Origin of the sequence: Pseudomonas sp. KB-10, from assembly GCF_018221585.1 — a bacterium.
Lineage (GTDB): Bacteria > Pseudomonadota > Gammaproteobacteria > Pseudomonadales > Pseudomonadaceae > Aquipseudomonas > Aquipseudomonas yangonensis.
The window spans coordinates 709,774-735,217 of the sequence record NZ_QYYB01000001.1 but is presented as its reverse complement, the minus strand read 5'-3'; the positions used below and the strand labels follow the sequence as shown (position 1 = coordinate 735,217).

At 62.5% G+C, this 25,444-nt stretch carries 21 protein-coding genes; 15 read left to right on the top strand and 6 right to left on the bottom strand.

The features are described from left to right. The first annotated feature begins 5 nt into the window (after positions 1-5). Complete coding sequence (locus tag DXK50_RS03300; RefSeq protein ID WP_212629323.1) at positions 6-1,862, top strand: GGDEF domain-containing protein; 1,857 nt, start codon at positions 6-8, stop codon at positions 1,860-1,862. Positions 1,863-1,914: 52 nt separating this feature from the next. Here the strand turns inward: DXK50_RS03300 and DXK50_RS03295 are convergent, their stop codons facing one another. Beyond that, positions 1,915-3,438 (bottom strand): nucleobase:cation symporter-2 family protein, encoded by a 1,524-nt coding sequence (locus DXK50_RS03295; RefSeq protein ID WP_212629322.1) that lies wholly within the window; start codon positions 3,436-3,438, stop codon positions 1,915-1,917. Positions 3,439-3,666: 228 nt separating this feature from the next. Between DXK50_RS03295 and DXK50_RS03290 the strand changes: the two genes are divergently transcribed. Together DXK50_RS03290 and DXK50_RS03285 are read left to right on the top strand one after the other, a co-directional pair. After that, a complete protein-coding gene (locus tag DXK50_RS03290) occupies positions 3,667-4,257 on the top strand; it encodes a MarC family protein (RefSeq protein WP_161864126.1) in 591 nt (196 codons plus the stop codon). Continuing rightward, entirely contained in the window at positions 4,254-5,036 is a 783-nt protein-coding gene (locus DXK50_RS03285; RefSeq protein ID WP_212629321.1) for an N-acetylmuramoyl-L-alanine amidase, read from the top strand. Before DXK50_RS03290 ends, DXK50_RS03285 begins: the two co-directional genes overlap by 4 nt. Here the strand turns inward: DXK50_RS03285 and DXK50_RS03280 are convergent. The 3 genes from DXK50_RS03280 to DXK50_RS03270 form a co-directional block, all read right to left on the bottom strand. Beyond that, positions 5,033-5,446: a DUF1330 domain-containing protein gene (locus tag DXK50_RS03280; protein WP_161864124.1), complete on the bottom strand. Its 414-nt coding sequence runs from the start codon at positions 5,444-5,446 to the stop codon at positions 5,033-5,035. The genes DXK50_RS03285 and DXK50_RS03280 overlap by 4 nt on opposite strands. A gap of 134 nt (positions 5,447-5,580) precedes the next feature. Beyond that, the gene (locus DXK50_RS03275) at positions 5,581-6,249 is read right to left on the bottom strand and encodes a DUF3313 domain-containing protein (RefSeq protein ID WP_212629320.1); all 669 of its coding nucleotides are present in this window, start codon (positions 6,247-6,249) and stop codon (positions 5,581-5,583) included. 50 nt (positions 6,250-6,299) lie between these two features. Further along, positions 6,300-6,692 (bottom strand): response regulator, encoded by a 393-nt coding sequence (locus DXK50_RS03270; protein WP_212629319.1) that lies wholly within the window; start codon positions 6,690-6,692, stop codon positions 6,300-6,302. 131 nt (positions 6,693-6,823) lie between these two features. On the opposite strand from DXK50_RS03270, the gene DXK50_RS03265 reads away from it, so the two are divergent. From DXK50_RS03265 to DXK50_RS03240, 6 genes are all read left to right on the top strand, one after another. Then, positions 6,824-10,327: a response regulator gene (locus tag DXK50_RS03265; RefSeq protein ID WP_212629318.1), complete on the top strand. Its 3,504-nt coding sequence runs from the start codon at positions 6,824-6,826 to the stop codon at positions 10,325-10,327. After that, positions 10,327-11,136, top strand: coding sequence for a CheR family methyltransferase (locus DXK50_RS03260; protein ID WP_161864120.1), 810 nt, complete (start codon positions 10,327-10,329; stop codon positions 11,134-11,136). Before DXK50_RS03265 ends, DXK50_RS03260 begins: the two co-directional genes overlap by 1 nt. Further along, the gene (locus tag DXK50_RS03255; RefSeq protein ID WP_161864119.1) at positions 11,133-11,744 is read left to right on the top strand and encodes a chemotaxis protein CheB; all 612 of its coding nucleotides are present in this window, start codon (positions 11,133-11,135) and stop codon (positions 11,742-11,744) included. The genes DXK50_RS03260 and DXK50_RS03255 overlap by 4 nt, the downstream gene beginning before the upstream one ends. After that, positions 11,738-12,925, top strand: a complete 1,188-nt coding sequence (locus DXK50_RS03250; protein ID WP_212629317.1) for a hybrid sensor histidine kinase/response regulator — start codon at positions 11,738-11,740, stop codon at positions 12,923-12,925. Before DXK50_RS03255 ends, DXK50_RS03250 begins: the two co-directional genes overlap by 7 nt. Before the next feature lie 173 nt (positions 12,926-13,098). Next, the gene (locus tag DXK50_RS03245; protein ID WP_161864117.1) at positions 13,099-13,398 is read left to right on the top strand and encodes a hypothetical protein; all 300 of its coding nucleotides are present in this window, start codon (positions 13,099-13,101) and stop codon (positions 13,396-13,398) included. 18 nt (positions 13,399-13,416) lie between these two features. Further along, positions 13,417-13,602 carry a PA3371 family protein gene (locus tag DXK50_RS03240; RefSeq protein WP_161864116.1) on the top strand — a complete coding sequence of 62 codons (186 nt, stop codon included), beginning with the start codon at positions 13,417-13,419 and terminating at the stop codon, positions 13,600-13,602. A 92-nt stretch (positions 13,603-13,694) separates the two neighbouring features. Here DXK50_RS03240 and DXK50_RS03235 read toward each other — a convergent pair whose 3' ends face one another. Continuing rightward, positions 13,695-15,491, bottom strand: coding sequence for an ATP-binding protein (locus tag DXK50_RS03235; protein ID WP_212629316.1), 1,797 nt, complete (start codon positions 15,489-15,491; stop codon positions 13,695-13,697). A 13-nt stretch (positions 15,492-15,504) separates the two neighbouring features. Beyond that, on the bottom strand, positions 15,505-16,857 hold the full coding sequence (gene algB / locus DXK50_RS03230) for a sigma-54-dependent response regulator transcription factor AlgB (protein WP_161864114.1): 1,353 nt from the start codon (positions 16,855-16,857) through the stop codon (positions 15,505-15,507). A gap of 210 nt (positions 16,858-17,067) precedes the next feature. Here algB and DXK50_RS03225 point away from each other — a divergent pair, with 210 nt between their 5' ends. From DXK50_RS03225 to pstB, 6 genes are all read left to right on the top strand, one after another. After that, the gene (locus DXK50_RS03225; protein ID WP_212629315.1) at positions 17,068-17,898 is read left to right on the top strand and encodes a BON domain-containing protein; all 831 of its coding nucleotides are present in this window, start codon (positions 17,068-17,070) and stop codon (positions 17,896-17,898) included. Positions 17,899-17,965: 67 nt separating this feature from the next. Continuing rightward, positions 17,966-18,400 carry a ferritin-like domain-containing protein gene (locus DXK50_RS03220; protein WP_212629314.1) on the top strand — a complete coding sequence of 145 codons (435 nt, stop codon included), beginning with the start codon at positions 17,966-17,968 and terminating at the stop codon, positions 18,398-18,400. A 735-nt stretch (positions 18,401-19,135) separates the two neighbouring features. Next, entirely contained in the window at positions 19,136-20,104 is a 969-nt protein-coding gene (locus tag DXK50_RS03215; protein WP_161864111.1) for a PstS family phosphate ABC transporter substrate-binding protein, read from the top strand. Between the two features lie 176 nt (positions 20,105-20,280). Next, positions 20,281-22,566, top strand: coding sequence for an ABC transporter permease subunit (locus DXK50_RS03210; RefSeq protein ID WP_212629313.1), 2,286 nt, complete (start codon positions 20,281-20,283; stop codon positions 22,564-22,566). Between the two features lie 221 nt (positions 22,567-22,787). Then, positions 22,788-24,404, top strand: coding sequence for a phosphate ABC transporter permease PstA (gene pstA / locus DXK50_RS03205; protein ID WP_178101751.1), 1,617 nt, complete (start codon positions 22,788-22,790; stop codon positions 24,402-24,404). 66 nt (positions 24,405-24,470) lie between these two features. Beyond that, positions 24,471-25,304 (top strand): phosphate ABC transporter ATP-binding protein PstB, encoded by an 834-nt coding sequence (gene pstB / locus DXK50_RS03200; protein WP_161864108.1) that lies wholly within the window; start codon positions 24,471-24,473, stop codon positions 25,302-25,304. The last annotated feature ends 140 nt before the right edge of the window (positions 25,305-25,444 follow it).

Here is a 25,444-nt window from a genome sequence, read left to right as displayed (position 1 = left end):
GCCGCATGAGCGATGACGCGCAACGCTGGAAAGACAAGTACCTGAGCAGCCTGGAGCAGCAGGAGAAGCTCGAGCGCCGCTGGGAGTCGCGCCTGGATCTGCTGCGCCGTGGTTTGGTGCGCAGCAGCCTGGCTGCCGAGGGCGCGGACAAGGCCGTCGATCAGTGCATGCAGGAAATGCGCGAGATTCTTCGCCGTGACGACATCGACGCCGCCCTGAGTGGTCTGATCCCGCGGCTGGAAAAGGCCGTGCTGGATTCCGAGCATCGCCGTCAGCAGCGTGCCGGGGAGGCCGCTACGGCGCTGGCGGGTCTGATCGAGCAACTGCAACGCCTGCAGCCGCCGCGTGAGGTGCGCAAGGCGCTGAAGTCGCTTGGCAAGCAACTGCAGGAAGCCACCAGTCACCAATACCTGCTGCCCGCGCTGCTCAGTCAACTGAGCAATCTGCAAGGGCAGGCGCTGACCGTCCTGCAGACCCCGGTGCAGGAGCAGCCTGGTCTGCTGCAACGTCTGTTCGGCTCACGTGGTGAAAGCGGCGAAGAGGCCGCGCATGCTAATTCTGCACCTGCACCTGCACCTGCACCTGCACCTGCACCTGCACCTGCACCTGCACCTGACGCAGTCTCCGAGACTGAAACGCGGGCGGCGGCGGTCTCCGTGCCTGCGAGCGAGGGATTGGCAGTCGTCCCGGCGCCATCCGTGCGTCTTCAGGCCAGCGACGCTGTGCCAGTGCTCGACAGTCTGCCATTGCCACCTGGCCTGGTACCGCAGGAGGACGCCAGCGACAGTCCGTTCTCCCTGCCAGGCAGTGAGCCGGGATACAGCGCGGTAGCACCGCACATCGCCAGCAGCCTGCGCGGCCTGCTCGACGAACTGGAGCTGCCAGCCCGCCATCTGCCGCAAGGCGATGCACTGCGCCAACGCCTGGACGGTAACCTCAACTGGTATGAACTGGTGCCGGTGCTGGATGATCTGGCTGTGCTGGTATTGGCGGTCACCGACAGCGGCCAGCGTGAGTTCGCCGGTTACCTCAAGCAGCTCAACGAGCGCCTTGCCGCCTTTATCGGCACCCTCAGCGAGGCGCACGAGGGCTATAACGCTTCGGTGGAAAGCACGCGCCAGTTCAACCAGCAGTTGCGCGATCAGGTCAGCGACCTGCAGAACAGCGTGCAGGAGGCAGCCGATCTGGACGCGCTCAAGCAGGCGCTGGAGCAGCGCCTGGAGGGCCTGCTGAAAAGCGTCAGCGATCACCAGCGCCAGCGCGACAGCGGTGAAGACGACGTGGCCGAACGGCTACAGGGCCTGGTCAAGCGCGTTGCTGAAATGGAGCTCGAGGCGCAGCAGTTTCGCCAGCATATCGAAGAGCAGCGGCAGAAGTCCCTGCTCGATCCGCTGACTGGCTTGCCCAACCGAGCGGCCTGGAGCGAGCGCCTTGACCTGGAGATCGCCCGACGCCAGCGCTATGGCGGTCAGCTGCTGATGGCGGTGCTGGATATCGACCACTTCAAGCGCATCAACGATGGCTATGGCCATCTGGCGGGCGATCGGGTGCTGAAGATCATTGCCGGAGAGCTGCACAAGCGCCTGCGCAAGACCGATTTCATAGCCCGCTTCGGTGGCGAGGAGTTCGTACTGCTGATTCCGGGGACGCCGCTTGAGGGTGGCGTGCAACTGCTGGAAACCCTGCGCGCTGCGGTCGAAGCCTGCCCGTTTCATTTCAAGGGCGAGCCAGTGACCGTCACCCTGTCCGCCGGTATCGCCGAGTTCCGCAGCGACGAGGCCACCGAGGCCACGTTCGAGCGCGCCGATCAGGCGCTATACCGTGCCAAGGGGGCTGGGCGAAATCGCGTCGAACAGGCCTGAGTCGGCGTAATCCAGCCCCGGCAGATCACGCCAAGCGTCGCGGCTTGTCTGGCTAGGAGGCAACCTCTTCGCGCTCCTTGCCGGCAGAGGAGGCGGTGCGCACCCGCGGGGCATGATCATCCTCATCCTGCAGTGGCACCTCGTTACCTTGCGCGTCATACAGCTTGCCACCAACGAAACGATCACCTTCGCGCAAGGCAGCAATGTCGCGGTAGCGCAGGCTGCGCTCGGTGCCGGCGACGAACACCGACTGCTGATCCGAATTGCCCGCGGTGAAATGGTTGAACAGCAGGTTGAGCAGGATCGCCATGATCGCCGCCGAGCTGATGCCCGAGTGGAAGATGGTTTCGAACCAGGCCGGAAAATGATGATAGAAGCTCGGCATGGCGATGGGGATCATGCCGAAGCCGATAGAGGTGGCGACGATCACCAGGTTCATGTTGTTGCGGTAGTCCACCTTGGCCAGGGTGCGGATGCCGCTGGCCGCGACCGTGCCGAACAGCACGATGCCGGCGCCGCCCAGTACCGAGGTCGGCACCGCGGCGATGACCCGGCCCATGATCGGCAGCAGGCCCAGGGTAACCAGCAGCAGACCGCCGGTGGCCACCACGTAGCGGCTCTTCACGCCGGTGACCGCTACCAGGCCGACGTTCTGTGCGAACGCGCTTTGGGTGAAGGAGCCGAACAGCGGCGCGACGAGACTGGCGATCATGTCTGCGCGCAGGCCGTTGCCGAGGCGTTTGGAGTCGACCTTGGTGTCGATGATGTCGCCTACGGCGAGGATGTCGGCCGAGGTTTCCACCAGGATCACCATCACCACGATCAGCATCGAGACGATCGCCGCCACCTTGAACACCGGCATACCGAAGTGCAGCGGCGCCGGGAATGCCAGCAGCGGCCCTTCGCTGACCCCGGAGAAGTCGGCCATGCCGAATGCCAGGGCGACCAGCGTGCCGATCACCATGGCGAGCAGGATCGACAGGCGCGAGAGGGTGGCGCTGCCCACTTTGCTCAATAGAAGAACGGTGGCCAGGGTGAAAGCGGCCAGGCCGATGTTGGCCATGCTACCGAAGTCTGCAGCCTGACTGTTGCCGCCCATGGCCCAGCGAGCGGCAACCGGCATCAGGGTGAGGCCGATGGTGGTGATGACGATGCCGGTCACCAGTGGCGGGAAGAATTTGGTGATCTTGGAGAAGACCGGCGTGATCAGCAGGCCGATCACCGCTGCGCCTATTACCGCACCGAACACCACCGGTAGCCCGCCCTCACCGCCATTGGCACCGACTATCGCGACAATGGTGGCGACGCTGGCGAATGACACGCCCTGCACCAGAGGCAGCTGGCAGCCGAAGAACGGCAGGCCTATGGTCTGCAGCAGGGTGGCGGCGCCGCCGACGAACAGCGAGGCCGCGATCAGCAGGCCGATATCGGCGGGCGACAGGCCGGCCGCCTGGCCGACTATCAGCGGCACGGCGACGATGCCGCCATACATGGTCAGTACGTGTTGCAGGCCGTAAAGCAGATTGGAGCCAATGCCGAGGTTCTCGTCCTCGGGGCGCTGAGCGGTGGAGGTCATGGGAAAACTACTCGCTGTTGTTCTTGTGCGGTCAATGTAGACATTTTGTAGCTATCTTGGCTACCACTTTGTATACATTTATCCTTGCGGTTGTTTTCATGAAGGCTGCTGCGTTTTCGGTCATGAAATGCCGCCCCATGAAAATGCGAAGGCCGCAATCCCCCACGCCGACTCGCGAGATGCCCCCCGCAGGCCCTAGACTATGCGCATCTGTCAGCGGAGATACCCATGGACATCTTCAGCATCGCCGTGCTGATCTTTCTGGTCACCGATCCTTTCGGCAATATCGCCATCTACATCGCCGCACTGAAGAACGTCGAGCCCCGCCGACGCCTGTGGATCGCTGCGCGCGAACTGCTGTTTGCCCTCGGCCTGCTGCTGCTGTTCCTCACCTTTGGTGACAAATTCCTTACGGGGCTCGGACTGTCGCGCGAGGCAACGGCCATTGCCGGAGGTATCATCCTGTTCGTCATCGCCATGCGCCTGATCTTCCCGAGCCCGCAGGGCCTGCTCGGCGACGTGCCGGACGGCGAACCGATGCTGGTGCCCCTGGCCACGCCCGCGGTAGCCGGGCCCTCGGCCCTCGCCGTGCTGATGACCTTGCGCAACACCCACACCGGGCCGCTCTGGGAGCTTTACCTGGCCTTGATCCTGGCCTGGGCGGCGACGGCATTCATCCTGTTGCAGGCTTCGTTCCTGCAGCGGTTTCTCGGTAATCGCGGGTTGATGGCGGTGGAACGTCTGATGGGCATGCTGTTGATCATGCTCAGCGTCGATATGCTGCTGGACAACCTGCAAAGCGTATTCGGTCACGCATGAAGTCTCTTTGCCTTGCCCTCGTTCTTGTTCTGCTCGCCGGCTGTGCCGGCGGTCTGCGTATCGACGACAGCCATACTGCGACTGGCCAGAACAGCCGCGTACAGTACGTCGTGCTGCATTACACCTCCGCCGACCTAGAGCGCTCGCTGCATCTGCTGACGCAGACCGAGGTGAGCAGTCACTACCTGATCGGAGATGCGTCGCCGACCGTTTACCGACTGGTGGACGAGAATCGTCGTGCCTGGCACGTCGGCGTCAGCGAGTGGAAGGGTCGCACCTGGCTCAACAGCACGACCATCGGCATCGAACTGGTCAACCAGGGGTACTACCAGACCCCAGCTGGTCGCTACTGGCAGCCCTTCGCCCCGCAGCAGATCGATACCCTGATCGTGCTGCTCAAGGACATCGTCAAGCGTCACCAGCTACCGCTGGGCTCGATCATCGCGCACAGCGACGTGGCGCCGCAGCGCAAGGTCGATCCGGGCCCGCTGTTCCCCTGGAAGCGCCTGGCCGACGAGGGCCTGGTGCCGTGGCCGAACGAAGACGCGGTGGCGCGTCAGCAGGTGCTGTTCAGCACCAGCCTGCCCAGCGTGCAGTGGTTCCAGGAGCAGTTGGCGCAGCACGGTTACACGGTGCCACAGCATGGCGAGCTGGACGAAGCGACGCGCAATGTCATCGCCGCCTTCCAGATGAAGTACCGTCCGGCCAACTATGATGGCCAGCCGGACGCGGAAACCGCAGCGCGCCTGCTGGTGCTCAACCTGCAGGCATCAGGCTAGAGCTTCTCAGCAGGTGTCGTAGCGATCAGCCGCGAGTCCTCCAACGCTGCACTGCGATGAACGGTAGCCGCTTGGTATTCAGGGTCGGCGAGCATGTTCAGAAAGGCTGCGGAAGATGGATAGCGCACCAGAAGAAGCAGGTCCCAGCGTTCTTCCTTCGGCGCGATCAACGCCAGGTGAACGTCAGCCATAACCTGTACTTCGCCGCCCACGCCCTGAACCTTGGCCAGCGCGGTGCGACTGTAGCGCGCATAGGCTTCGCGCCCACTGCAAGGCGCAAAGGGGCTGTCTGCGTCATACGCGGCATGACTGCTGAAGCGGAGCAGATTGAGCATCAGAATCGGTGTGTCGCTTGGCATGCGTTCGGCGAACGCCTGCACATCCGCGCTGCTGGGATTGATGCTGGGCATGCGTGTTCCTCGCCTGTTTTTTTCAGCCTCCCGCGTGAAACCGAATACCGCAAGCGCTATCGATCCGCCTGATAGGCAGCCATCTGTCCGGCGTGCTGCGGCTTGCGCAGGGTATTGCCGGGATAGTGCGCTGATCAGCGCAGGCCGGGATTGAAGTCCCGCGCGTCGCGCGCCCAGACATCCAGCACTGGCCGAAGGTCATCCAGGGTCAGCTGGGTGCTGCTGTTTTCCAGCGTCAGGCCATGGCCCTTGCGTACCACTCGCAGCACGGGCTCGCTGGTGCGGGCATCCAGCGCTTCCAGCTCGATGAAGATTTCGCTGTCGCGATCACGGGTGCCCGCTGCGGTGCTGGCCGCGGCAATCACCAGGGCCACGGGGATAACCTCGTAGGCCTTGATCGCTTCAGTCGAAACGTTCACCCCGGTGATCGCGCTGCGCAGCACCAGGCTGTCCATGCTGGGTGTGTCGACCAGTGTCAGGCGCCCGTTCTTCAGCTCGCGCAGCAGTGCCTGGTGCAGGTAGCTGCGCACCTGTTCCAGAGTCTGCGCGCTGACCTGGTCACTGGGTACGGGCTCGGGGTAGAAACTCGGTTTTTCGACATAGACCGAGGTGTAGCGCTCGCTGCTGAACTGTGGCGAAATCCAGCGCAGCACCGGTGCTCCGGTGGCCGAGGTGGCAGGCTGCAGCTGCGAGTAGTCAGCCAGAAAGCCGGAGAATTGCGTGGGTTGGGTTGTCTGGCTGGCGCAGCCGGTGAGCAGCAAGCCAGCAAGAACACCGAGACGAAGCGGCGTGACGTAACGCATCGGCGGACTCTCCTGTCCAGTGGTCTGAAACCAGACTAGATGCCGCTCCGTTAGTCCGCCAGTTCGCCCAGTCGCTGTGCCAGCATCCTGAAATCGTAGGGCTTGACGATACTGTCGGTGGCTGCGGCGCTGTCGCGCGCGCGCACTTCTTCGAGCAGTTCGCGTTCGTTGTAACCACTGGCGAACAGCACCGGCAAGGTCGGCCGCAGCCGGCGTGCAGCTTCCACCAGCTCGCGCCCGTTCATGCCGGGCAGGCCGATATCGGTCATCAACAGATCGACCTGTTGCCCGCTACCCAACAGCTCGAGCGCGCTGGGGCCGTCGCGCAGGGCATACACGCGATAGCCGAATTCGCCAAGCACCTCCGCGGTGAGCTCGCGTACGACATCATCGTCCTCGACCAGTACGATGGTCTTGACACTGGCGCAATCGGTTTCGGTCATGAAGATCTCTGTTTTAGCGCGCAGAATGCGCAAATGTTTGGCAAACTTCGGAGTCTGCTCACAGTCAGTGTGCCACACGCCTTCACCCGATAGATAAGAAGAAGCGAGACAATCATCGAATGGACGCCCCAATGTCGAATGAGTCCGCAATGGACGAAAGAGGTTTTCGCCGCATTCTCAATCGTAACGTTGGGCTGCCGCTCGGCCTTGGTGTGGTCGGTGCCCTGTTCTTCGCGCTGCTGATCGGCTATTTGCTCGACGTGATCCGCTGGGTGGAGCATACCGACCAGGTCCTCAACCGGGCCAGCGAGGTATACAGGCTGACCCTGGACCAGGAAACCGGCATGCGCGGCTTCCTGCTCAGTGGTGACGAGGACTACCTTGCGCCCTACGAACAGGCGCGTGGCAAGTTTCGTCCGCTGACCGAACAGCTCATCGGCATGGTGGCGGACAACCCGCCGCAGGTACAGCGGCTCGAACGCCTGCTGGCGTTGCAGGAGCAGTGGGATCTGTTCGCCCAGGAGGTCATCGGCAGCCGTCGCGATGGCGGCAATTTCCTGGCCGAGGTGGCACGAGGGCGCGGCAAGAACCTCACCGATGGTATGCGTCGCGAACTCGATACCTTCATCAACAGCGAGCGTGAGCTGCGTCAGCAGCGTAATAACACTGTCAGCAATACCACGCTCTGGGGCGCCGGCATCTACCTGGTGGTGAGCATCCTGTTCAGCGCCGTGCTGGCGCTGTTCGGTCGTCGTGAGCTGATGAACCTCTCGCAGACCTATTCCCAGGCCATGGCCAGGCAGGCGGACTACGCCGAGGAGCAGAGGCGTCGTGCCTGGCTCGGCGGTGGTCAGACGCTGTTGTCCGAGCGTTTGCTCGGCCAGCCACAGGTGCAGGAGCTGGCTGATCGTTCGCTCGAGTTTCTGGCCGAGTATCTCAACTGCGTGGTTGCTGCCCTGTACCTGCGCGATGGTCAGACCGGTGATCTGAGACGCATTGCCGGCTATGGCTTCAGCAGGGATGCCAACCTCAGGGAGCAGTTCTATAACGGTGAAGGCCTGGTTGGGCAAGCTGCCCGTGGCCGCCGTCTGGTTTGCCTGGATGACCTGCCGGCAGACTACATCAAGGTCGCTTCGAGTCTCGGCGAAGGCCAGCCGGTCAGCGTCGCCCTGGTACCGCTGCAGTCCGAAGATCGCGTCAACGGCGTGATCGAGCTGGCCTTCATGCGTCCGCTCGAGCCACGCGAACGCGAGTTCCTCGAAGCCATCGCCGGCAGTGTCGGCATGGCGCTGGAAGCTGCGCGTTATCGCCAGCGCCTGCAAGAGGTGCTCGGTCAGACCCAGCAACTCAACGAGGAACTGCAAACCCAGCAGGAGGAACTGCGCGCCGCCAATGAAGAACTGGAGCAGCAGGCGCGCGTGCTCAAGGAATCTCAGGCCCACCTGGAGACACAGCAGGCCGAGCTGGAGCAGACCAACGAAAAACTCTCCGAGCAGGCGCAGACCCTGGCTGATCAGCGCGACGAGCTGGATCAGCGCAATACCACGCTTGGCCGCATCCAGGCGCAGCTGGAGGAGCGCGCCGAAGAACTGCAACGCGCCAGCCGCTACAAATCCGAATTCCTCGCCAACATGAGCCATGAGTTGCGCACGCCGCTGAACAGCTCGCTGATCCTGGCCAAGCTGCTGGCGGAGAACGGCAAAGGCAATCTCGACGACGAACAGGTCAAGTTCGCCGAATCGATCTATTCGGCCGGCAATGACCTGCTCAACCTGATCAACGACATTCTCGACATCGCCAAGGTCGAGGCCGGCAAGCTCGAGATGCGTCCCGAGCGCACGCCATTGGCAGGGATGCTGGAAAGTCTTCGGGATGTGTTCGCGCCGTTGGCCGGTGAGCGCGGCCTGAGCTTCCAGATCGAACAGCAGGGCGAGTTGCCGCAGGTGCTGTTCACCGATCGCCAGCGTGCCGAACAGATTCTACGCAACCTGCTGTCCAATGCCTTCAAGTTCACCGACCGTGGCGGTGTGACTCTCAGTGTCTCGCGTCAGGATGATCACCATCTGGCCTTCGCCGTGCGTGACACCGGCATCGGTATCGCTGCGGACCAGCAACAGGCGATCTTCGAGGCCTTCCGCCAGGCGGACGGCACCACCAATCGCCGCTATGGCGGTACCGGTCTGGGGTTGTCCATTTCACGTGATCTGGCCGGGCTGCTTGGCGGCTCCATCTCCGTCAGCAGTGTGCCCGGTGAGGGAAGTACCTTCACCCTGTTGCTGCCCGAGCGGATGGTCGAAGGTGCCGTCCAGGGCAAGCCGGTGGCCCCGCGGGTCGTGGCGCCGCTAGCGGAACCAGCCGCCCCTGTCGTTCCAGCCGCTCCGGCGGCTCCGGCGATGCCGCGTGCACCGGCGCCTTTCGCCGACGATCGCGAGCAGCTCGACGAGCGCGGCGGTCGCCGTGTGCTGGTGGTCGAGGATGAAGTCCGTTTCGCCCGCATCCTCTTCGATCTGGCCCACGAACTGGGCTACGCCTGCCTGGTTGCCACCTGTGCCGACGAAGGCCTGGAGCTGGCGCAGCAGTATCGCCCGGATGCCATCCTGCTCGACATGCGTCTGCCTGATGGCTCCGGCCTCAGCGTACTGCAGCGTCTGAAAGACGATGCGCAGACCCGCCATATTCCTGTTCATGTCGTCTCGGTCGAGGATCAGAGCGAGGCCGCCCTGCATCTGGGCGCAGTTGGCTATGCCCTCAAGCCCACCAGTCGTGACCAGCTCAAGGAGGTGTTCGGCAAGCTGGAGGCCAAGCTCAACCAGCAGGTCAAACGCGTATTGCTGGTCGAGGATGATCCGCTGCAGCGCGACAGCGTTGCCCGCCTGATCGGCGACGAAGACATCGAGATCACCGCCGTTGCCCTGGCTGGCGAAGCGCTGGAAAAACTGCGCAACACGGTGTTCGATTGCATGATCATCGACCTCAAGCTGCCCGACATGCTCGGCAACGAACTGCTGCGGCGCATGGCCGAGGAGGACATCTGCTCCTTCCCGCCGGTTATCGTGTATACCGGGCGCAACCTGACCCGCGATGAAGAGGCTGAACTGCTCAAGTACTCGCGTTCGATCATCATCAAGGGTGCCCGCTCGCCGGAGCGGCTGCTGGATGAAGTCACCCTGTTCCTGCACAAGGTCGAGGCCGAGCTGTCCAGCGAACATCAGCGCATGCTCAAGACCGCGCGCAGTCGCGACAAGCTGTTCGAGGGCCGGCGCCTGCTGCTGGTGGACGATGATGTGCGCAATATCTTCGCCCTCTCCAGCGCGCTGGAACAGAAGGGGGCTGCGGTGGTGGTCGCGCGCAACGGCATCGAGGCGCTGGCCAAGCTGCGTGAGCACGCGGATATCGACCTGGTGCTGATGGACGTGATGATGCCCGAGATGGATGGCTACGAGGCCACCCGACAGATTCGTCTGGAAGATCGCTGGAAGAACCTGCCGATCATCGCCGTGACGGCCAAGGCGATGAAGGATGATCAGGAGCGCTGCCGCGAGGCCGGTGCCAACGACTACCTGGCCAAGCCCATCGATCTGGATCGTCTGTTCTCCCTGATTCGCGTGTGGATGCCCAAGCTGGAGCGCCTGTGATGCCTGACGAGATCGAGCTGCGCCTGCTGATCGAGGCGATCTACCTGCGTTACAGCTACGACTTTCGCGACTATTCCAAGGCGTCGCTCAAACGGCGCGTGCGCCAGGCGCAGGCGCAGCTGGAGTGTCCGACCATCTCGGCGCTGCAGGAGCGCATCCTGCATGAACCGCAGGCCTTCATGCAGCTGTTGCAGTATCTCACCATCCCGGTCAGCGAGATGTTTCGCGACCCCAGCTATTTCCTCGCGTTGCGCGAGCAGGTGGTGCCGCTGCTGCACACCTATCCTTCGCTGAAGATCTGGGTAGCCGGCTGCAGCACCGGGGAGGAGGTGTATTCCCTGGCCATCCTTCTGCATGAGGAAGGTTTGCTGGAGCGTGCCATGATCTATGCCACCGATATCAACCCGCATTCGCTGGAGAAGGCTGAACAGGGCGTCTTCGCCCTCGACAATCTGCGCACCTACACCCAGAACTACCAGCTGTCCGGCGGCAAGCGGGCGTTTTCCGACTACTACTCGGCGGCCTATGACCGTGTGCTGTTCGACAAGTCGCTGCGAGCCAATGTGACCTTCGCCGACCACAGCCTGGCCACCGACAGCGTGTTCGCCGAAACCCACCTGGTGTCGTGCCGCAACGTGCTGATCTATTTCAATCGCGACCTGCAGGATCGTGCCCTCGGCCTGTTCCATGAATCGCTCTGTCACCGTGGCTTTCTCGGCCTGGGCAGCAAGGAAAGCCTGGATTTCTCCGCCTATGCCCGACAGTTCGAAGCAGTGTCGCGGCCCGAGCGGATTTTCCGCAAGCGATGAGCAGCCAACGGATCAACCTCCGCGGCCAGGTTCGTGCGCCGCTGCAGGCGCTGTTGATCGGCGCCTCGGCCGGCGGGGTGGAAGCCCTGTTGAGCCTGCTCGAAGACCTGCCTGCGGACTACCGGCTGCCTGTGGTGTGCCTGCTGCATCAGCCGGATCGCAACGACAGCCTGCTCGCCGATCTGCTCGCGCGGCGCCTGAAGCTGCCGACTAAGGAAGCCGAGGACAAGGAATACCTGCGTGGCGGCGTGGTTTACGTAGCGCCCGCAGGTTACCACCTGTCCATCGAAACCGAGCGCAGCTTTTCCCTCAGCCGTGAGGAGCCGAGGCACTTTTCCCGGCCGTCGATCGACATCCTCTTCGAGTCCGCTGCCGATGCCTACGGTGAGCAGCTGGCCGCCGCGCTGCTGACCGGCGCCAACGAGGATGGCGCCGCCGGTCTGCTGGCCGTTCAGCAAGCCGGTGGTCTGACGCTGGTACAGGAACCGGCCGACGCGCTGGTACCCACCATGCCGAATGCCGCGCTGGCGTTACTCAAACCGGATTTTCTCCTGTCTATCAATGCCATGCGCCTGCTGCTGGCTGAACTGGATACCCTGCCATGCTGAGGAAGACTGAAGCCAAGGTGCTGATCGTCGACGATCTGCCGGAAAACCTGCTGGCTCTGCGTTCGCTGATCCAGAGCGAGGATCGAACCGTGTTCCAGGCCAGCAGCGCCGACGAGGCGTTGTCGCTGCTGCTTGAAAACGAATTCGCCCTGGCCATTCTCGATGTGAAGATGCCGGGCATGAACGGCTTCGAGCTGGCCGAGCTGATGCGCGGCACGGAGAAGACCAAGCACATCCCCATCATCTTCGTCAGTGCGGTGGGGCGCGACATGGACTACGCCTTCCGGGGTTACGAAAGTGGTGCGGTGGACTTCCTGCACAAGCCGCTGTCGTCCTTCGAAGTGCGCAGCAAGGTGTCGATGTTCGTCGAGCTGTATCGCCACCGCAAAGCCCTGAGCATGCAGTTGGAAGTGGTCGAGGCCGCGCGCCGTGAACAGGAAGCACTGCTCGCCGAGCTGCGCGAGACCCAGGCCGAGCTGCAGAAAGCGGTGCAGATGCGCGACGTGTTCATGTCCATCGCCTCTCATGAGCTGCGCACGCCGCTCAACGGTCTGATCCTCGACGTGCAACTGCGCCGGTTACGCCTGGAGCAGGGGCGCATGGATGCCTTCACTGCGGACAAGCTGCAGGAGATGATCGCGCGTGACGAGCGACAGATCCGCAGCCTCAGTCGCCTGATCGATGACATGCTGGATGTCTCGCGCATTCGCACCGGCAAGCTTTCCGTGCGCCCCGAACCGGGCGATCTCGGCGTACTGGCAGGCAGCGTAGTGGAGGGATTGGCTCCGCAGTTCGCCAGCGCCGGCAGTCATATCGAGCTGCAGGTGGAAGGGCCGGCGCTGGTGATGATGGACGAATTCCGCATCGAGCAGGTGCTGGCCAACCTGCTGACCAACGCCCTGCGCTACGGGGAAGGCAAACCGGTATCGGTGCGGGTCAGGGTAGAGGGCGAGCTGGTTCGTGCAGAGGTGCGTGACCAGGGCCTGGGCATTTCAGAGGCGGATCAGCGGCGGGTCTTCGAGCAATTCGAGCGTGCCTCAGACACCAGCGTCGGCCAGGGGCTGGGCCTCGGCCTGTTTATCAGCGAGCAGATCGTCCAGGCCCATGGCGGTCGCATCGAGCTCTGCAGCCGCCTTGGTGAGGGCTCCTGTTTCAGCATCGTGCTGCCTCGGCGCAGCTGATCGTGCAAATTGCACGTGTCGGAAATCATGCATCTTGCAAAGTGCATTGGTTAGAAGCATTTTTGACCGCTTAACTTATTGATTTATAAGGATTTTTTAAAATCTTGAGATTGGCATGAGCGCTGCAAAATCAGTCATGTAAGCCCCGACTGACCTGCTGATGGAGAAGCGTCATGAACATCTTCCGACTGAGCCTGTTTTGCGTCGCTGCATCGCTGGTCAACGGGGCTTACGCCAAGGATTTCACGGGTTCGGCTGGCGCCACCGCCAAGACCGCCGAATTCACCATCGCCAATACGCCGGTATGGGAGTCTCGTGTCGCTACGCAGCCCGCTGGTTCTGTCGAGCTGCGTAAGCGGGGCGTCCACAGTGTCGGTGACGAGGCCAATTGGTTGCGCATTTCCGATGATGGCGACACCGATACCGCCAATCGCGAGCGCCCTGCCAATACCACCCCGCGCTGGGTGTTCTGACCGACAAGGAGTCCTGCCATGTCCAGAAGTGCCATTGTGTTGTTGATCATGACCCTGTCGAGCCTGGCCGCGCTTTGGCTGAGCCCGAGCCTGGAAGAAGGCTTCGCCCTCGTGCTCAAGGGGGCCAGTGTCGTTTTCGGCCTGGGCTTTCTGGTGGCTCTGATGGCCGGTCGCCGTATCAAGTTCGACCCGGTCCTGCGCTGAGTCTGTTCAGCTCCGGGCCAAGAGAAACGCCGCGAATACCGCGGCGTTTTTTATTGTTCGGGCCGACAGCCTGGTGCTGCCAGGCGTCGAAGTCAGACCGGCAGGCTGAAGTAGAAGTTGGAACCTTCGCCTGGGCGTGAGTGGACGCCGAGTTGGCCGCCATGCAGCTGCGCGATCTCCCGTGCCAGCGCCAGACCCAGGCCGACGCCGCCCTTGCGTCTGCCGACCTGAACGAAAGGTTCGAAAATACGTGTCTGCTGTTCGAAGGGAATACCTTCGCCTTCGTCCTGCACACTGACGATTACCTGCTCACCATGCCGGCGTGCCTGCAGGCGCACCTCGTCGCCCGGATTGCTGTAACGCAAGGCGTTGTCGGTCAGGTTGTCGATAAGTCGTTCCAGCTGAGCGGCATCGAGGTTGAGGTGCGGCAGCGGTTCATGGATCTCGCAGACCATCGAGACCTCGCGTTCAGCGGCCTTTGCGGCGAAACGATGCGGCGTCTGCTGAATCATCTCGGCCAGGTCGCAAGGGCGGCGCTGAAGGGTTTGTACGCCGTTCTGGTAGCGCGAGAAGTTCAGGAGATCGTCAATCAGCTGCACCAGACGATACATCTCTTCATCCACGGTACGTATCAGCTCCTGCTCGCGGCCTCCCGGCGGCAGCTTCAGACGCTCGCGCAGCAGGCTGAATGCCATGTGCATGCCGGTAATCGGCGTACGTAGCTCATGGGATGCGCGCAGGATGAACTCGCTGCGCACGCGCTCGAAGGTGCGCTGCTTGGTGACATCGCGCAGCACCATCACGGCCCCTACGCTGCCGCCCTCACTGACCTGCACAGGCGTCAGCGTCCAAGCCAGCAGGCGGGTTTCACCGTCGCGTTCGATCTGCAGGTCGGCCGGTGGCTCACGTAGCAGCTCGCCTGCGAGTACCAGGCGCAGCGCCTCGTCCACGGCATGGCCCGGTAGAAGTGGCCCGATGGCTTGGTCAAGAATCTCGGCATGCCAGGACAGCTGGCGCATCGCAACCGGGTTGGCGTGCTCGATGCGGCCTTGCGCGTCGAGTATCACCATCCCGTCGTCGATGCTGTCGAGCACCGCCTTAAGTCGCCCTTCGCTATTGAGCAGCTGTTTGAGGTTGCTCGAGTGGTATTCGCGCAGCGCTTCGGTCATCAGGCCAAAACGGCGGCTCAGCACGGCCAGCTCCACCACCGGTGATACCGGCAGCACGACGTCGTACGTGCCCTGGCCGATCTGGTCGGCGGCTCGTGCCAGCATGTCGATGGGTGCACCGAAGCGGCGGGCGATGCCGTGCGCAGTGAGGACGCCAATGGCCAGCACCGCCAGGCCGATCAGCACCAGTAGTCCGGCAATCAGCTGCGACCGCTCACCAGCCTTGTGCTCGGCTGCGATCACCCAGGCGACGACCTGGTCCTGTTGGTCCAACAGATGGTTGCGCAGGCGCTGAAACGCTTCGGTAAAGGGTTTGTGCTTGGCCAGGTTGTAAGGCGTCTGACCAGGCGGCATCGCGTTGCTGGCCACCTGTTCCATTTCGTCGTAAAGCTCTGCCGCCCGCTCCAGGCCTTTTGCATAGTCCTTACCGAGGTTGGCGCTGAAGCCTTCCTCGAATGTTGCGCGAAACGACTGGCGGATCGTCTCCAGGCGCTGTGCATCAGGCTGTACATCGATCAGGACGATCAGCTCGTCACCCAGATGCTGACGCAGCTTCTGGCCAATTCGTACGGCGTCGAAGCCCCGCTGAATCAGCTCGCTCTGGCTGCGAGCCATCTGCGTCACGCTGAACAGGCCGAGCAGCAGCCCCAGCAGGGCGACAGTGATCAGCGCCGAGATGCTGAGGAACAGGCGCGTGCGCAGCTTCATCGACAGCTTCATGGTGGCCCCATGGTCAGAGGTTGTACTGTTTGCGTTTGCGGTAGAGGGTCGAGGTGTCGATACCCAGTGTCCTGGCCGCCATGTCGAGAGTGCTGCTGCTGGCCAGCACCGCAGCGATATGGGCCTTTTCCAGTTCTTCGAGGCTCATCGGCGCCCCGACTCGCACGGTGCTGCTTGGGGCTTCGCCGCCTCCGCCGAGCCCCAGGTGCGCTATCTCCACGGTCTCCTGTTGGCAGATGATGCTGGCCCGCTCGATGACGTTACGCAGTTCGCGGATATTGCCCGGCCAGTGATACGCCTGCAGCGCGGCTGCCGCTTCAGGACTGAAGGCACACGCCGGGCGGCCATAGTCGCTGACGAAACGGGCGAGAAAGCGTTCGGCCAGGGACATCACGTCCTCATGGCGCTCGCGCAATGCCGGCAGCTTGAGGGTGATGACATTGAGGCGATAGAGCAGGTCCTCGCGGAACTTGCCTTCGCGCACCATTTCGTCGAGGTCCAGATTGGTGGCGGCGACGATACGCACATCGGCGCGACGCGTGACCGGATCGCCCACACGCTCGTATTCCTTGTCCTGGATGAAGCGCAGCAGCTTGGGTTGTAGGGTCAACGGGAAATCGCCGATCTCGTCGAGGAACAGGGTGCCGCCATCGGCCTGGCTGACCCGCCCCTGAGTGCTTTCGCTGGCTCCGGTGAAGGAGCCTTTGGCGTGGCCGAACAGCTCGCTTTCCATCAGTTCGGCGGTCAGCGACGGGCAGTTGATGGTCACGCAGGTGCGCTTGGCGCGGCGGCTCCAGCCGTGAATGGCGCGAGCCAGCTCGCCCTTGCCGGTACCGGACTCGCCGAGGATGAGGATGTTGGCGTCGGTAGCGGCGACCTGGCGTGCGGTTTCCAGGATCGACATCATTGCCGGGCTGTGCGAGTCGAGTCCGTCCTTGGCCTTGCGCACCTCGCCCTCCAGCGCTTCCAGGCGCGCGGCCAGGGTGCGGACCTCCAGCTGCTTGGCCGCTGCCAGACGCAGTTGATCCGGGGTACAGGGCTTGACCAGGTAATCGGCGGCGCCGGCCTGGATGGCATCGACCGCAGTGTCCACGGCCGAGTGAGCGGTGACGATGACCACACGCATCCATGGTGCCTGGATGCGCATCTGCGCCAGCAGATCGAGGCCGTTATCCTCGCCCAGGCGCAGGTCCAGAAAACACAGGTCGAACACCTGTCGCTGCAGCAGTGCTTCGGCCTGCGCCGCACTGCTGGCACCCGCGACGTCATAGCCTTCATCTTCAAGGCAGTAGCGGAAAGTACGCAGGATTGCCGCTTCGTCATCCACCAGCAGAATACGCCCGCTGGTCTGCTCTGCTACTGCCATGTATGTGCTCCGTCTTGCTGGTCAATGCAGCTTAGTCAGATAAAAACCGTGCAAGTTGCACGGCCTGCTCGCGCCGATACTGCACCCTGCATGCAGGCAGGGTGCCTTTATTATGATTAAGTGTTTGTTTTTAAAAGACTTTATCTGCGTTCTTGGCTGGCATAAAGCTTGCGATATTCCTTATGTAGTCTCACGAACAGGAGTGAACTCATGCCCCCGTTCAAACCTTTGATGCTTGCCGCCAGCACTGCGTTGCTGCTCGGTCTTACACCGCTTGCCAGTCAGGCCGCCGAGGGCGCGCTGGCTTCGCAGCTGGATGCTGCACGCCAGGAAGGCTCGATCTGGACGGCCTTCGCCCTAAACCGTCATCTCAACCCGTTCAAGCTCAAGATTGACGTGGACGATGGTGTGGCCACTCTCGGTGGCAAGGTCGAGAACGACGTGCAGAAGGAGCTCGCCAAGCAGGTGGCGCTGAGCATAGAGGGCATCGACTCGGTGGACAATCGCATCGAAGTCGGCAGCGATGCCGTCGAAGGTAACCCACCCGGGATGGTGCAGCGTCTCGAGGACGCCAGCCTCGCCGCCACGGTGAAGTCCAAGCTGCTATGGAACAGCAACACCCGCGGCCTGGACATTCAGGTCAAGAGCGAAACCGGCAACATCACCTTGAGTGGTCATGCACAAACCCCTGCGGCCAAGGAGTTGGCGGGCCAGCTGGCAGCCAATACCGATGGCGTGCGCGAAGTGTTCAATCACCTCAGCATCAGCACTGCGGACAGCAGTAGCAGCGAAGTGCAAACCACCCTCGACGAAGCGCGCGAGGACATCAGCGACAGCTGGATCACCAGCAAGGTCAAGGCCAGTTTCCTCTACAGCCGCAACCTGGATGCCATGAACATTTCAGTGAACACCGACGATGGCCTGGTCAGCCTGCGCGGCAGCGTACTGAGCAGCGCCGAGAAGCGTCTGGCGGTCGAAATCGCCCGCAACATTCGCGGTGTGCGTGGCGTCGATGCAGACGCGTTGCGCATCAGCAGTTGAATTCCGAGCAATCTCGGCCGCAGGAGCGGCCGACAACCCGCAAGTCCCATCGCCAAGGAGAGAATCCATGAGCAGCAAGACCGCACAACTCAATGAACTGATCGAAATTACCCGTGACGGCAAGCGCTTCTACGAGCATGCCCACGAGGAGGTCAAGGATATCCGCCTGCAGGCGTTGTTCCGTGACATGGTGCGCGCCAAAACCCAGGTGATCGACGCGCTGAGCGTCAAGGTTGCGGCCAATCAGAGCGAACCTGCCGCTGGCGGCACCATGCTCGGCAAGTTGCGTCAGTTCTACGCCGACACCCGCGCGACCTTGGGCAAGGACGAAGACGCCACCTACGTCGCGCAGCTGGAGGAGGCGGAAGACCGCATCCTGCATGCCTTCGAAGACGCGCTGGAAAGTGCCGATCAGGACGTCCGCGTGCTGCTGGCCGTGGAAATGCCCAAGGTGCGTGCCTGCCATGAGCGCATGCGCGCGCTGAAGCAGAACATGCAGTAATAGCTGCTGCGCTGTTCCGAGCCCCTGCACGCAAGGCGTGCGGGGGCTTTTTTGTTGCGCAGATCGGACTGGCAATTAAGTGTGTGCTGCCGATGGCTTGGCCTACTTACGGGACCGCGAGCTCGCGAAATATCCGGAAGATCAAAGTGGGTAGCGTTTGGCTTTTGCTCTTGAAGCGCGATCTCACAAGCGACGCCCAAGTCCCCTTCAGGAGGCCGAGTGGAATCGCCGTGGAAGGGGTTGAGCGACATGGATGTCGCGAGAGCCGTGATGGGCCAGGGATGGCCCTTCGTCGGTGGGCCGCATCCGGTCGTGCCCCTGGAGCGGTGATGGAGCGAGGGAACCCCGGCGCAGCCGGGGCCGGATGGTGGGGTGCTCTTCTCTTTGGTTACTTTCTCTTGGGCAAGCAAGAGCTACGAAGCGCAGCGAAGTAACAGCCGCAGGCTGACCCGAAGGGTGAGCGCAGCGAATCAAGTGACTCGCCCGTGAGGGGGCGAAACCAAGACGAAAGATCGACACGCCAATGATCTTTGCCCGGATATAAATAGCGCAAAAGAACACACAGACTTGCCAGTCCGGTATCAACCCGCCTTTCACCAAAGCGCCTTTCGCTGTCAAAGCGAAACGTCACCGGCGTTCATTTAACTGTCACATTCGTTTCATACAGTGTTCACGTGGCCTGCAGATACTTGGGCCCGTTCCATCCAACACAACACAATCTGCTAGGAGCAAGGCATGAAACTGAAGCGTTTGATGGCGGCCCTGACTTTCGCCGCCGCTGGCGTAAGCGCCGTATCTGCTGTAGCCGCCGTCGACCCGGCTCTGCCGACCTATGAAAAGACTTCCGGTGTATCGGGTAACCTGTCCAGCGTCGGCTCCGACTCGCTGGCCAACCTGATGACCCTGTGGGCCGAAGAGTTCAAGAAGAACTACCCCAACGTCAACATCCAGATCCAGGCTGCTGGTTCCTCTACCGCGCCACCCGCTCTGACTGAAGGCACCGCCAACATGGGCCCGATGAGCCGTCCGATGAAGGACAGCGAAATCCAGGCCTTCGAAGAGAAGTACGGCTACAAGCCGACCGCCGTTCCGGTTGCCATCGACGCCCTGGCCGTGTTCGTGCACAAGGACAACCCGATCAAGTCGCTGTCGATCGAGCAGGTCGATGCCATCTTCTCCAGCACCCGTCTGTGCGGTTACGACAAGGACATCAAGACCTGGGGTGACCTCGGTCTGACCGGCGAGTGGGCAAGCAAGCCGCTGCAGCTGTTCGGCCGTAACTCGGTATCCGGCACTTACGGTTACTTCAAGGAAGAAGCCCTGTGCAAAGGCGACTTCAAATCCAACGTGAACGAGCAGCCGGGTTCGGCTTCCGTGGTGCAATCGATTTCCAGCACCCTGAATGCCATCGGCTACTCGGGTATCGGCTACCGCACTTCCAGCGTGCGCGCCGTTCCGCTGTCGAAGAAGGGTGGTGAAGCGTTCGAAGCTTCGGAAGAGAACGCCCTGGCTGGCAAGTTCCCGCTGGCTCGCTTCTTCTACGTCTACGTGAACAAGGCGCCGAACCAGCCGCTGAGCCCGCTGGACGCCGAGTTCATCAAGCTGGTGCTGTCCAAGCAAGGTCAGGACGTGGTGATGAAGGATGGCTACATCCCGCTGCCGTCCAAGGTCGCCGAGAAAGCGATGAAGGAGCTGGGCCTGTAAGGCTGTCAGCATGATGGCCTGGTTCTAGCCGGGCCATTACGCGAACCCGCTGCCCTCATGGGCAGCGGGCTTCGTCGTGTCAGCAGACTGTAATTTTTCTGTCATACAAGCCCGCTAAATTGGCACGCCTGGGCAGCCGTATGCGCTGCAATCAAGCCCGCGCAGAGACTTCTCGCATGAATGACTTGGCAAACGAATCCATGAACCGTTCGCAGAACCCGCTGGGGATCGACTTCAATACGCCCGCGCTGCAGCGCAAGCGCCGTCTGCGCGCATTGAAGGATCGTATGGCGCGCTGGTACGTCTCCGTCGGTGGTCTGGCGGTACTCGGCGCCATCACCCTGATCTTCTTTTATCTCGCCCACGTTGTGCTGCCCATGTTCCAGGGGGCCGAACTTGAGTCGCGCAAGGCTCAGCAACCCGCCTGGCTTGCCGAGGCGCAAGCGCCACTGATGCTTGCGGTAGAAGAGCAGAACCAGGTTGCCATGCGCCTGGATACCGCCGGTGTGGTGCAGTTTTTCGAACTCAAGAACGGTGAAGCGCTGCAACGCCTGCAACTGCCGCTGCCGGAAGGGGTCAGCGTTGCCTCCGTCGGTCAGGATCAGCCCGGCAGCCGCCGTGTGGTGCTGGGGCTGTCCAACGGTCAGGCGCTGGTGATCCAGCACAACTACAAGGTCAGCTATCCGGACAACGTGCGCACCATCGCGCCACAAATCGAATACCCCTACGGCGAGACGCCGATCGAGGTCGACCCGCAGGGGCGTCCGCTCGAGCATGTAGCCGTCAACCTCAATAGCGGCACGCTGATGCTGGCCGGCTCTACCGGCAGCGACCTGCACCTGATCAGCCTCGGCCGCGAGGAAAATCTGTTCACCGGCGAGGTGAGCGTCAGCGAAGAGCGTATCAACCTGCCGCAGATCGGTGAGCCGATCAACCAGCTGATTCTCGATCCGCGTCAACTCTGGTTGTACGTCCTCAACGGCGACTCCAATGCCGACGTCTTCGACCTGCGCAAGCGCGCGCTCAACGGTCGTTACGAGCTGCTCAAGGACGCCGGCAATCGCGTTACCAGTGCAACCAGCCTGCTGGGCGGTATCTCCATCATGATCGGCGATGCCAAAGGCGGCATTCAGCAGTGGTTCATGGTGCGCGACAAGGATGGCAAGTCCACCTTCCAGTCGATTCGCAGCTTCCAGCTGGGCAGCGGTGCGGTCACTCAGATCCTGCCCGAGGAGCGCCGCAAGGGCTTCATGGCGCTCGATGAAAATGGCCAGCTGGGCGTCTATCACAGCACCGCGCACCGCACGCTGCTGAAGGAGCAGGTGGCCGAAGGCAACGCCGTCGCCGCCCTGTCGCCGCGCGCCACCCGCGTGCTGGTCGAGTCGGACGGCAAGTTGCAGCGTTTCGTGGTCGACAACCCGCACCCGGAAATTTCCTGGAGCTCGCTGTGGGGCAAGGTCTGGTACGAAAGCTACCCGGAGCCTGACTACGTCTGGCAGTCGACCTCCGCCAACACCGATTTCGAAGCCAAGCTGAGCCTCTCGCCGCTGGCCTTCGGCACCCTGAAGGCCGCCTTCTACGCCATGCTTCTGGCCGCGCCGCTGGCTGTGGCTGCGGCGATCTACACCGCCTATTTCATGGCGCCGCGCATGCGCACCAAGGTCAAGCCGGTGATCGAGTTGATGGAGGCGCTGCCGACGGTGATCCTCGGCTTCTTCGCCGGTCTGTTCCTCGCGCCGTTTTTGGAGAACCATCTACCCGGCATCTTCAGCCTGCTGCTGCTGACGCCGGTGGGCATTCTGCTGTTCGGTTTCCTCTGGACCAAGTTGCCTGAGTCGGTGCGCCACCGCGTGCCCGAAGGCTGGGAAGCGGCATTGCTGATTCCGGTGGTGGTCGCCGTGGGCTGGTTCTCCATCGCGATCAGCGGTCACCTGGAAAACTGGCTGTTCGCCGGCAACATGCGCCTGTGGCTGTCCAACGACCTGGGGATTCCCTTCGACCAGCGCAACGCGCTGGTGGTGGGCCTGGCGATGGGGTTCGCGGTAATCCCGAACATCTATTCGATTGCCGAAGATGCCGTGTTCAGCGTGCCCAAGAGCCTGACGTTCGGCTCCCTGGCGCTCGGCGCCACGCCCTGGCAGACCCTGACCCGCGTGGTGATTCTCACCGCCAGCCCGGGCATCTTCTCCGCGCTGATGATCGGCATGGGCCGCGCCGTGGGCGAGACCATGATCGTGCTGATGGCCACCGGCAACACGCCGATCATGGACATCAACATCTTTGAAGGCATGCGCACCCTGGCTGCCAACGTCGCGGTGGAAATGCCCGAGTCGGAAGTCGGCGGCACCCATTATCGCGTGCTGTTCCTCGCCGCGATGGTGCTGCTGCTGTTCACCTTCGTGATGAACACCCTGGCCGAGCTGATCCGTCAGCGCCTGCGCACCAAGTATTCGAGTCTGTAAAGCATGGCCTGCACAGCAGGCCCAACTGATGACCCTCTCCCGTTTATGGGAGAGGGTGCCCGCAGGGCGGGAGAGGGTTGTGTGAAATCACGAGCCTTCTCCCCCGGCCCCTCTCCCGCAAGCGGGAGAGGGGAGGTAAAGAATGATTTCATTCAAGGTGTGATGCCGTGAAACAGAACAACCTGAAATCCTGGTACAAGAGCGGCGCCCCGGGCGTGTGGATGAGTGGTGGCGCGGTGGCCATTGCCATCATCATGACCCTCGGCCTGCTGGCGGTAATCGCCACGCGTGGCCTGGGTCACTTCTGGCCGGCGGATATCATCGAGGCCGATTATCAGATTCCGGGCCAGGAAGCCCGGGTCATGCTGGGAGAGGTGGTGCAGGTCGAGGAAGTGCCGCGTGCGCGCCTGGCCGCCGCTGGCCTGCCGGTGGCCGAAGAGGGCGGAGAATTCATGACCCGCGAGCTGCTCAAGGTGGGTAACCGCGAGCTGTTCGGTGCGGACTTCACCTGGGTGGTCGGCGAATGGCTGAGCAACCTGCGCAAGCCTGCGGAAATTACCGTGCTGGAGCGCCGCGAGTGGGGCAACTTCTACGGCAACCTGGTCAACGTCAAGGAAAGCGGCCAGATCGTGGCCGAGGGCGATGCCGCCTGGTCGGCCCTGCAGGAGCGCCTGGATCGTGTCGACGACCTGCATGCACAGCTGGTGCGCCTGGAGAAGAAGGACATCGGGCGGATCAACCATGGTCTCGAGCGCATCCGCCTGGAAGGCCGCAAACTGCAGCTGCAGGGCAAGCTGGACGCCGCTGCGCAGGCCGACATGGACGCTCGCCGTGATGCCCTGAACGCCGAGTACAAGGTGCTCGAAGAACGCATGGTGGCGCTGACCCAGCAGATCAACCGCGACAGCGTGACCCTGAGCGCCAGTGATGGCCGGCAGACCGAGATCGCTCTGGGCAAGATCGTCCGCGCCTTCCGTCCGAACGCCATGGGTACTGTCGACAAGCTCGGCTTCTACGCCATGAAGCTGTGGGAATTCGTCAGCGACGAGCCGCGTGAGGCCAACACCGAAGGCGGTATCTTCCCGGCCATCTTCGGTACCGTGCTGATGGTCATGCTGATGGCGGTGATCGTCACCCCGTTCGGCGTGATCGCCGCGGTATACCTGCGTGAATACGCGCATCAGGGCGCGCTGACTCGTGTGATCCGCATCGCGGTTAACAACCTGGCCGGCGTGCCTTCGATCGTCTACGGCGTGTTCGGCCTGGGCTTCTTCGTCTACGTGCTGGGTGGCTCGATCGACCAGCTGTTCTTCCCCGAGTCCGCACCGGCACCGACCTTCGGTACGCCTGGCCTGATGTGGGCTTCGCTGACTTTGGCGATCCTGACTCTGCCGGTGGTAATTGTTGCCACCGAGGAAGGCCTTGCACGTATTCCGCGCGCCGTGCGCGAAGGTTCGCTGGCACTCGGCGCGACCAAGGCCGAAACACTGTGGAAAGTGGTCATTCCGATGGCCAGCCCGGCGATGATGACCGGCCTGATCCTGGCCGTGGCGCGTGCCGCCGGCGAGGTGGCGCCGCTGATGCTGGTGGGTGTGGTCAAGCTGGCGCCGACCCTGCCGCTCAACGGCAACTACCCTTACCTGCACCTGGATCAGAAGATCATGCACCTGGGCTTCCACATCTACGACGTCGGCTTCCAGAGCCCCAACGTCGAGGCCGCACGCCCGCTGGTTTATGCCACGGCGCTGCTGCTGGTGATCGTGATCGCCCTGCTCAACCTGACCGCGGTCTATATCCGTAACCACCTGCGCGAGAAGTACAAGGCGCTGGATCACTAACGCAGCTACGAGTGGCGCACCGCCGGTGCGCAGCTTGCAGCTTGTAGCTACGAACGGAGTGAGTTTATGCAACACGAAACCCATACCCACGGTATCGATCTGGCCGCCCTCGGCCGCGACAAGCAGAGCCTGAGCCTGGCCGACGAAACCACGGCCATCGAAGTGCCGGGCCTGAACCTGTTCTACGGTCAGAAGCAGGCGCTGTTCGATGTCAGGATGGACATCCCCAAACAGCGCGTGACCGCCTTCATCGGCCCGTCCGGCTGCGGCAAGTCCACACTGCTGCGCACCTTCAACCGCATGAACGACCTGGTCGACGGTTGCCGTGTGGAAGGTGAGATCAACATCGACGGGCGCAACATCTACCGCAAGGGCGAGGACGTGGCCGAGCTGCGTCGTCGTGTCGGCATGGTGTTCCAGAAGCCCAACCCCTTCCCCAAGAGCATCTACGAGAACGTGGTGTATGGCCTGCGCATCCAGGGCATCAACAGCAAGCGCGTGCTCGACGAGGCGGTGGAATGGGCGCTGAAGAGCGCAGCGCTGTGGGACGAGGTCAAGGACCGTCTGCATGACTCGGCCCTCGGCCTGTCCGGCGGTCAGCAGCAGCGTCTGGTGATCGCCCGTACCGTGGCGGTGCAGCCGGAAGTGCTGCTGCTCGACGAACCCTGCTCGGCGCTGGACCCGATCTCCACGCTGAAGGTCGAAGAGCTGATCTACGAGCTCAAGAGCAAGTACACCATCGTCATCGTTACTCACAACATGCAGCAGGCGGCGCGCGTTTCCGACTACACCGCCTTCATGTACATGGGCAAGCTGATCGAGTTCGGTGACACCGACACCCTGTTCACCAACCCGGCCAAGAAGCAGACTGAAGACTACATCACCGGTCGTTACGGCTAAGGCCATGCCAGAGGGCGCTGGACTGCGTCGGCGGAACCGGTACTGTCTGCGTTCCGCCTCCTTGCCCAGCACCCCCTGCCAAAGCCCATCCCTTAACAACCAGTAGGGTGCGCCGTGCGCACCATGGCCATTCAAGCTGG

Excerpts from the sequence above, each read along its gene's own strand:
- DXK50_RS03210 (WP_212629313.1), top strand. The coding sequence starts at position 20,281 with ATGAATGACTTGGCAAACGAATCCATGAACCGTTCGCAGAACCCGCTG.
- DXK50_RS03275 (WP_212629320.1), bottom strand. The coding sequence starts at position 6,249 with ATGCGTTACGTCACGCCGCTTCGTCTCGGTGTTCTTGCTGGCTTGCTG.
- DXK50_RS03225 (WP_212629315.1), top strand. The coding sequence starts at position 17,068 with ATGCCCCCGTTCAAACCTTTGATGCTTGCCGCCAGCACTGCGTTGCTG.
- DXK50_RS03260 (WP_161864120.1), top strand. The coding sequence starts at position 10,327 with ATGCCTGACGAGATCGAGCTGCGCCTGCTGATCGAGGCGATCTACCTG.
- DXK50_RS03290 (WP_161864126.1), top strand. The coding sequence starts at position 3,667 with ATGGACATCTTCAGCATCGCCGTGCTGATCTTTCTGGTCACCGATCCT.
- DXK50_RS03250 (WP_212629317.1), top strand. The coding sequence starts at position 11,738 with ATGCTGAGGAAGACTGAAGCCAAGGTGCTGATCGTCGACGATCTGCCG.
- DXK50_RS03255 (WP_161864119.1), top strand. The coding sequence starts at position 11,133 with ATGAGCAGCCAACGGATCAACCTCCGCGGCCAGGTTCGTGCGCCGCTG.
- DXK50_RS03280 (WP_161864124.1), bottom strand. The coding sequence starts at position 5,446 with ATGCCCAGCATCAATCCCAGCAGCGCGGATGTGCAGGCGTTCGCCGAA.
- DXK50_RS03300 (WP_212629323.1), top strand. The coding sequence starts at position 6 with ATGAGCGATGACGCGCAACGCTGGAAAGACAAGTACCTGAGCAGCCTG.
- DXK50_RS03215 (WP_161864111.1), top strand. The coding sequence starts at position 19,136 with ATGAAACTGAAGCGTTTGATGGCGGCCCTGACTTTCGCCGCCGCTGGC.
- DXK50_RS03240 (WP_161864116.1), top strand. The coding sequence starts at position 13,417 with ATGTCCAGAAGTGCCATTGTGTTGTTGATCATGACCCTGTCGAGCCTG.
- DXK50_RS03245 (WP_161864117.1), top strand. The coding sequence starts at position 13,099 with ATGAACATCTTCCGACTGAGCCTGTTTTGCGTCGCTGCATCGCTGGTC.
- DXK50_RS03220 (WP_212629314.1), top strand. The coding sequence starts at position 17,966 with ATGAGCAGCAAGACCGCACAACTCAATGAACTGATCGAAATTACCCGT.
- DXK50_RS03235 (WP_212629316.1), bottom strand. The coding sequence starts at position 15,491 with ATGAAGCTGTCGATGAAGCTGCGCACGCGCCTGTTCCTCAGCATCTCG.
- DXK50_RS03295 (WP_212629322.1), bottom strand. The coding sequence starts at position 3,438 with ATGACCTCCACCGCTCAGCGCCCCGAGGACGAGAACCTCGGCATTGGC.
- pstA (WP_178101751.1), top strand. The coding sequence starts at position 22,788 with ATGAGTGGTGGCGCGGTGGCCATTGCCATCATCATGACCCTCGGCCTG.
- DXK50_RS03270 (WP_212629319.1), bottom strand. The coding sequence starts at position 6,692 with ATGACCGAAACCGATTGCGCCAGTGTCAAGACCATCGTACTGGTCGAG.
- DXK50_RS03265 (WP_212629318.1), top strand. The coding sequence starts at position 6,824 with ATGTCGAATGAGTCCGCAATGGACGAAAGAGGTTTTCGCCGCATTCTC.
- pstB (WP_161864108.1), top strand. The coding sequence starts at position 24,471 with ATGCAACACGAAACCCATACCCACGGTATCGATCTGGCCGCCCTCGGC.
- DXK50_RS03285 (WP_212629321.1), top strand. The coding sequence starts at position 4,254 with ATGAAGTCTCTTTGCCTTGCCCTCGTTCTTGTTCTGCTCGCCGGCTGT.
- algB (WP_161864114.1), bottom strand. The coding sequence starts at position 16,857 with ATGGCAGTAGCAGAGCAGACCAGCGGGCGTATTCTGCTGGTGGATGAC.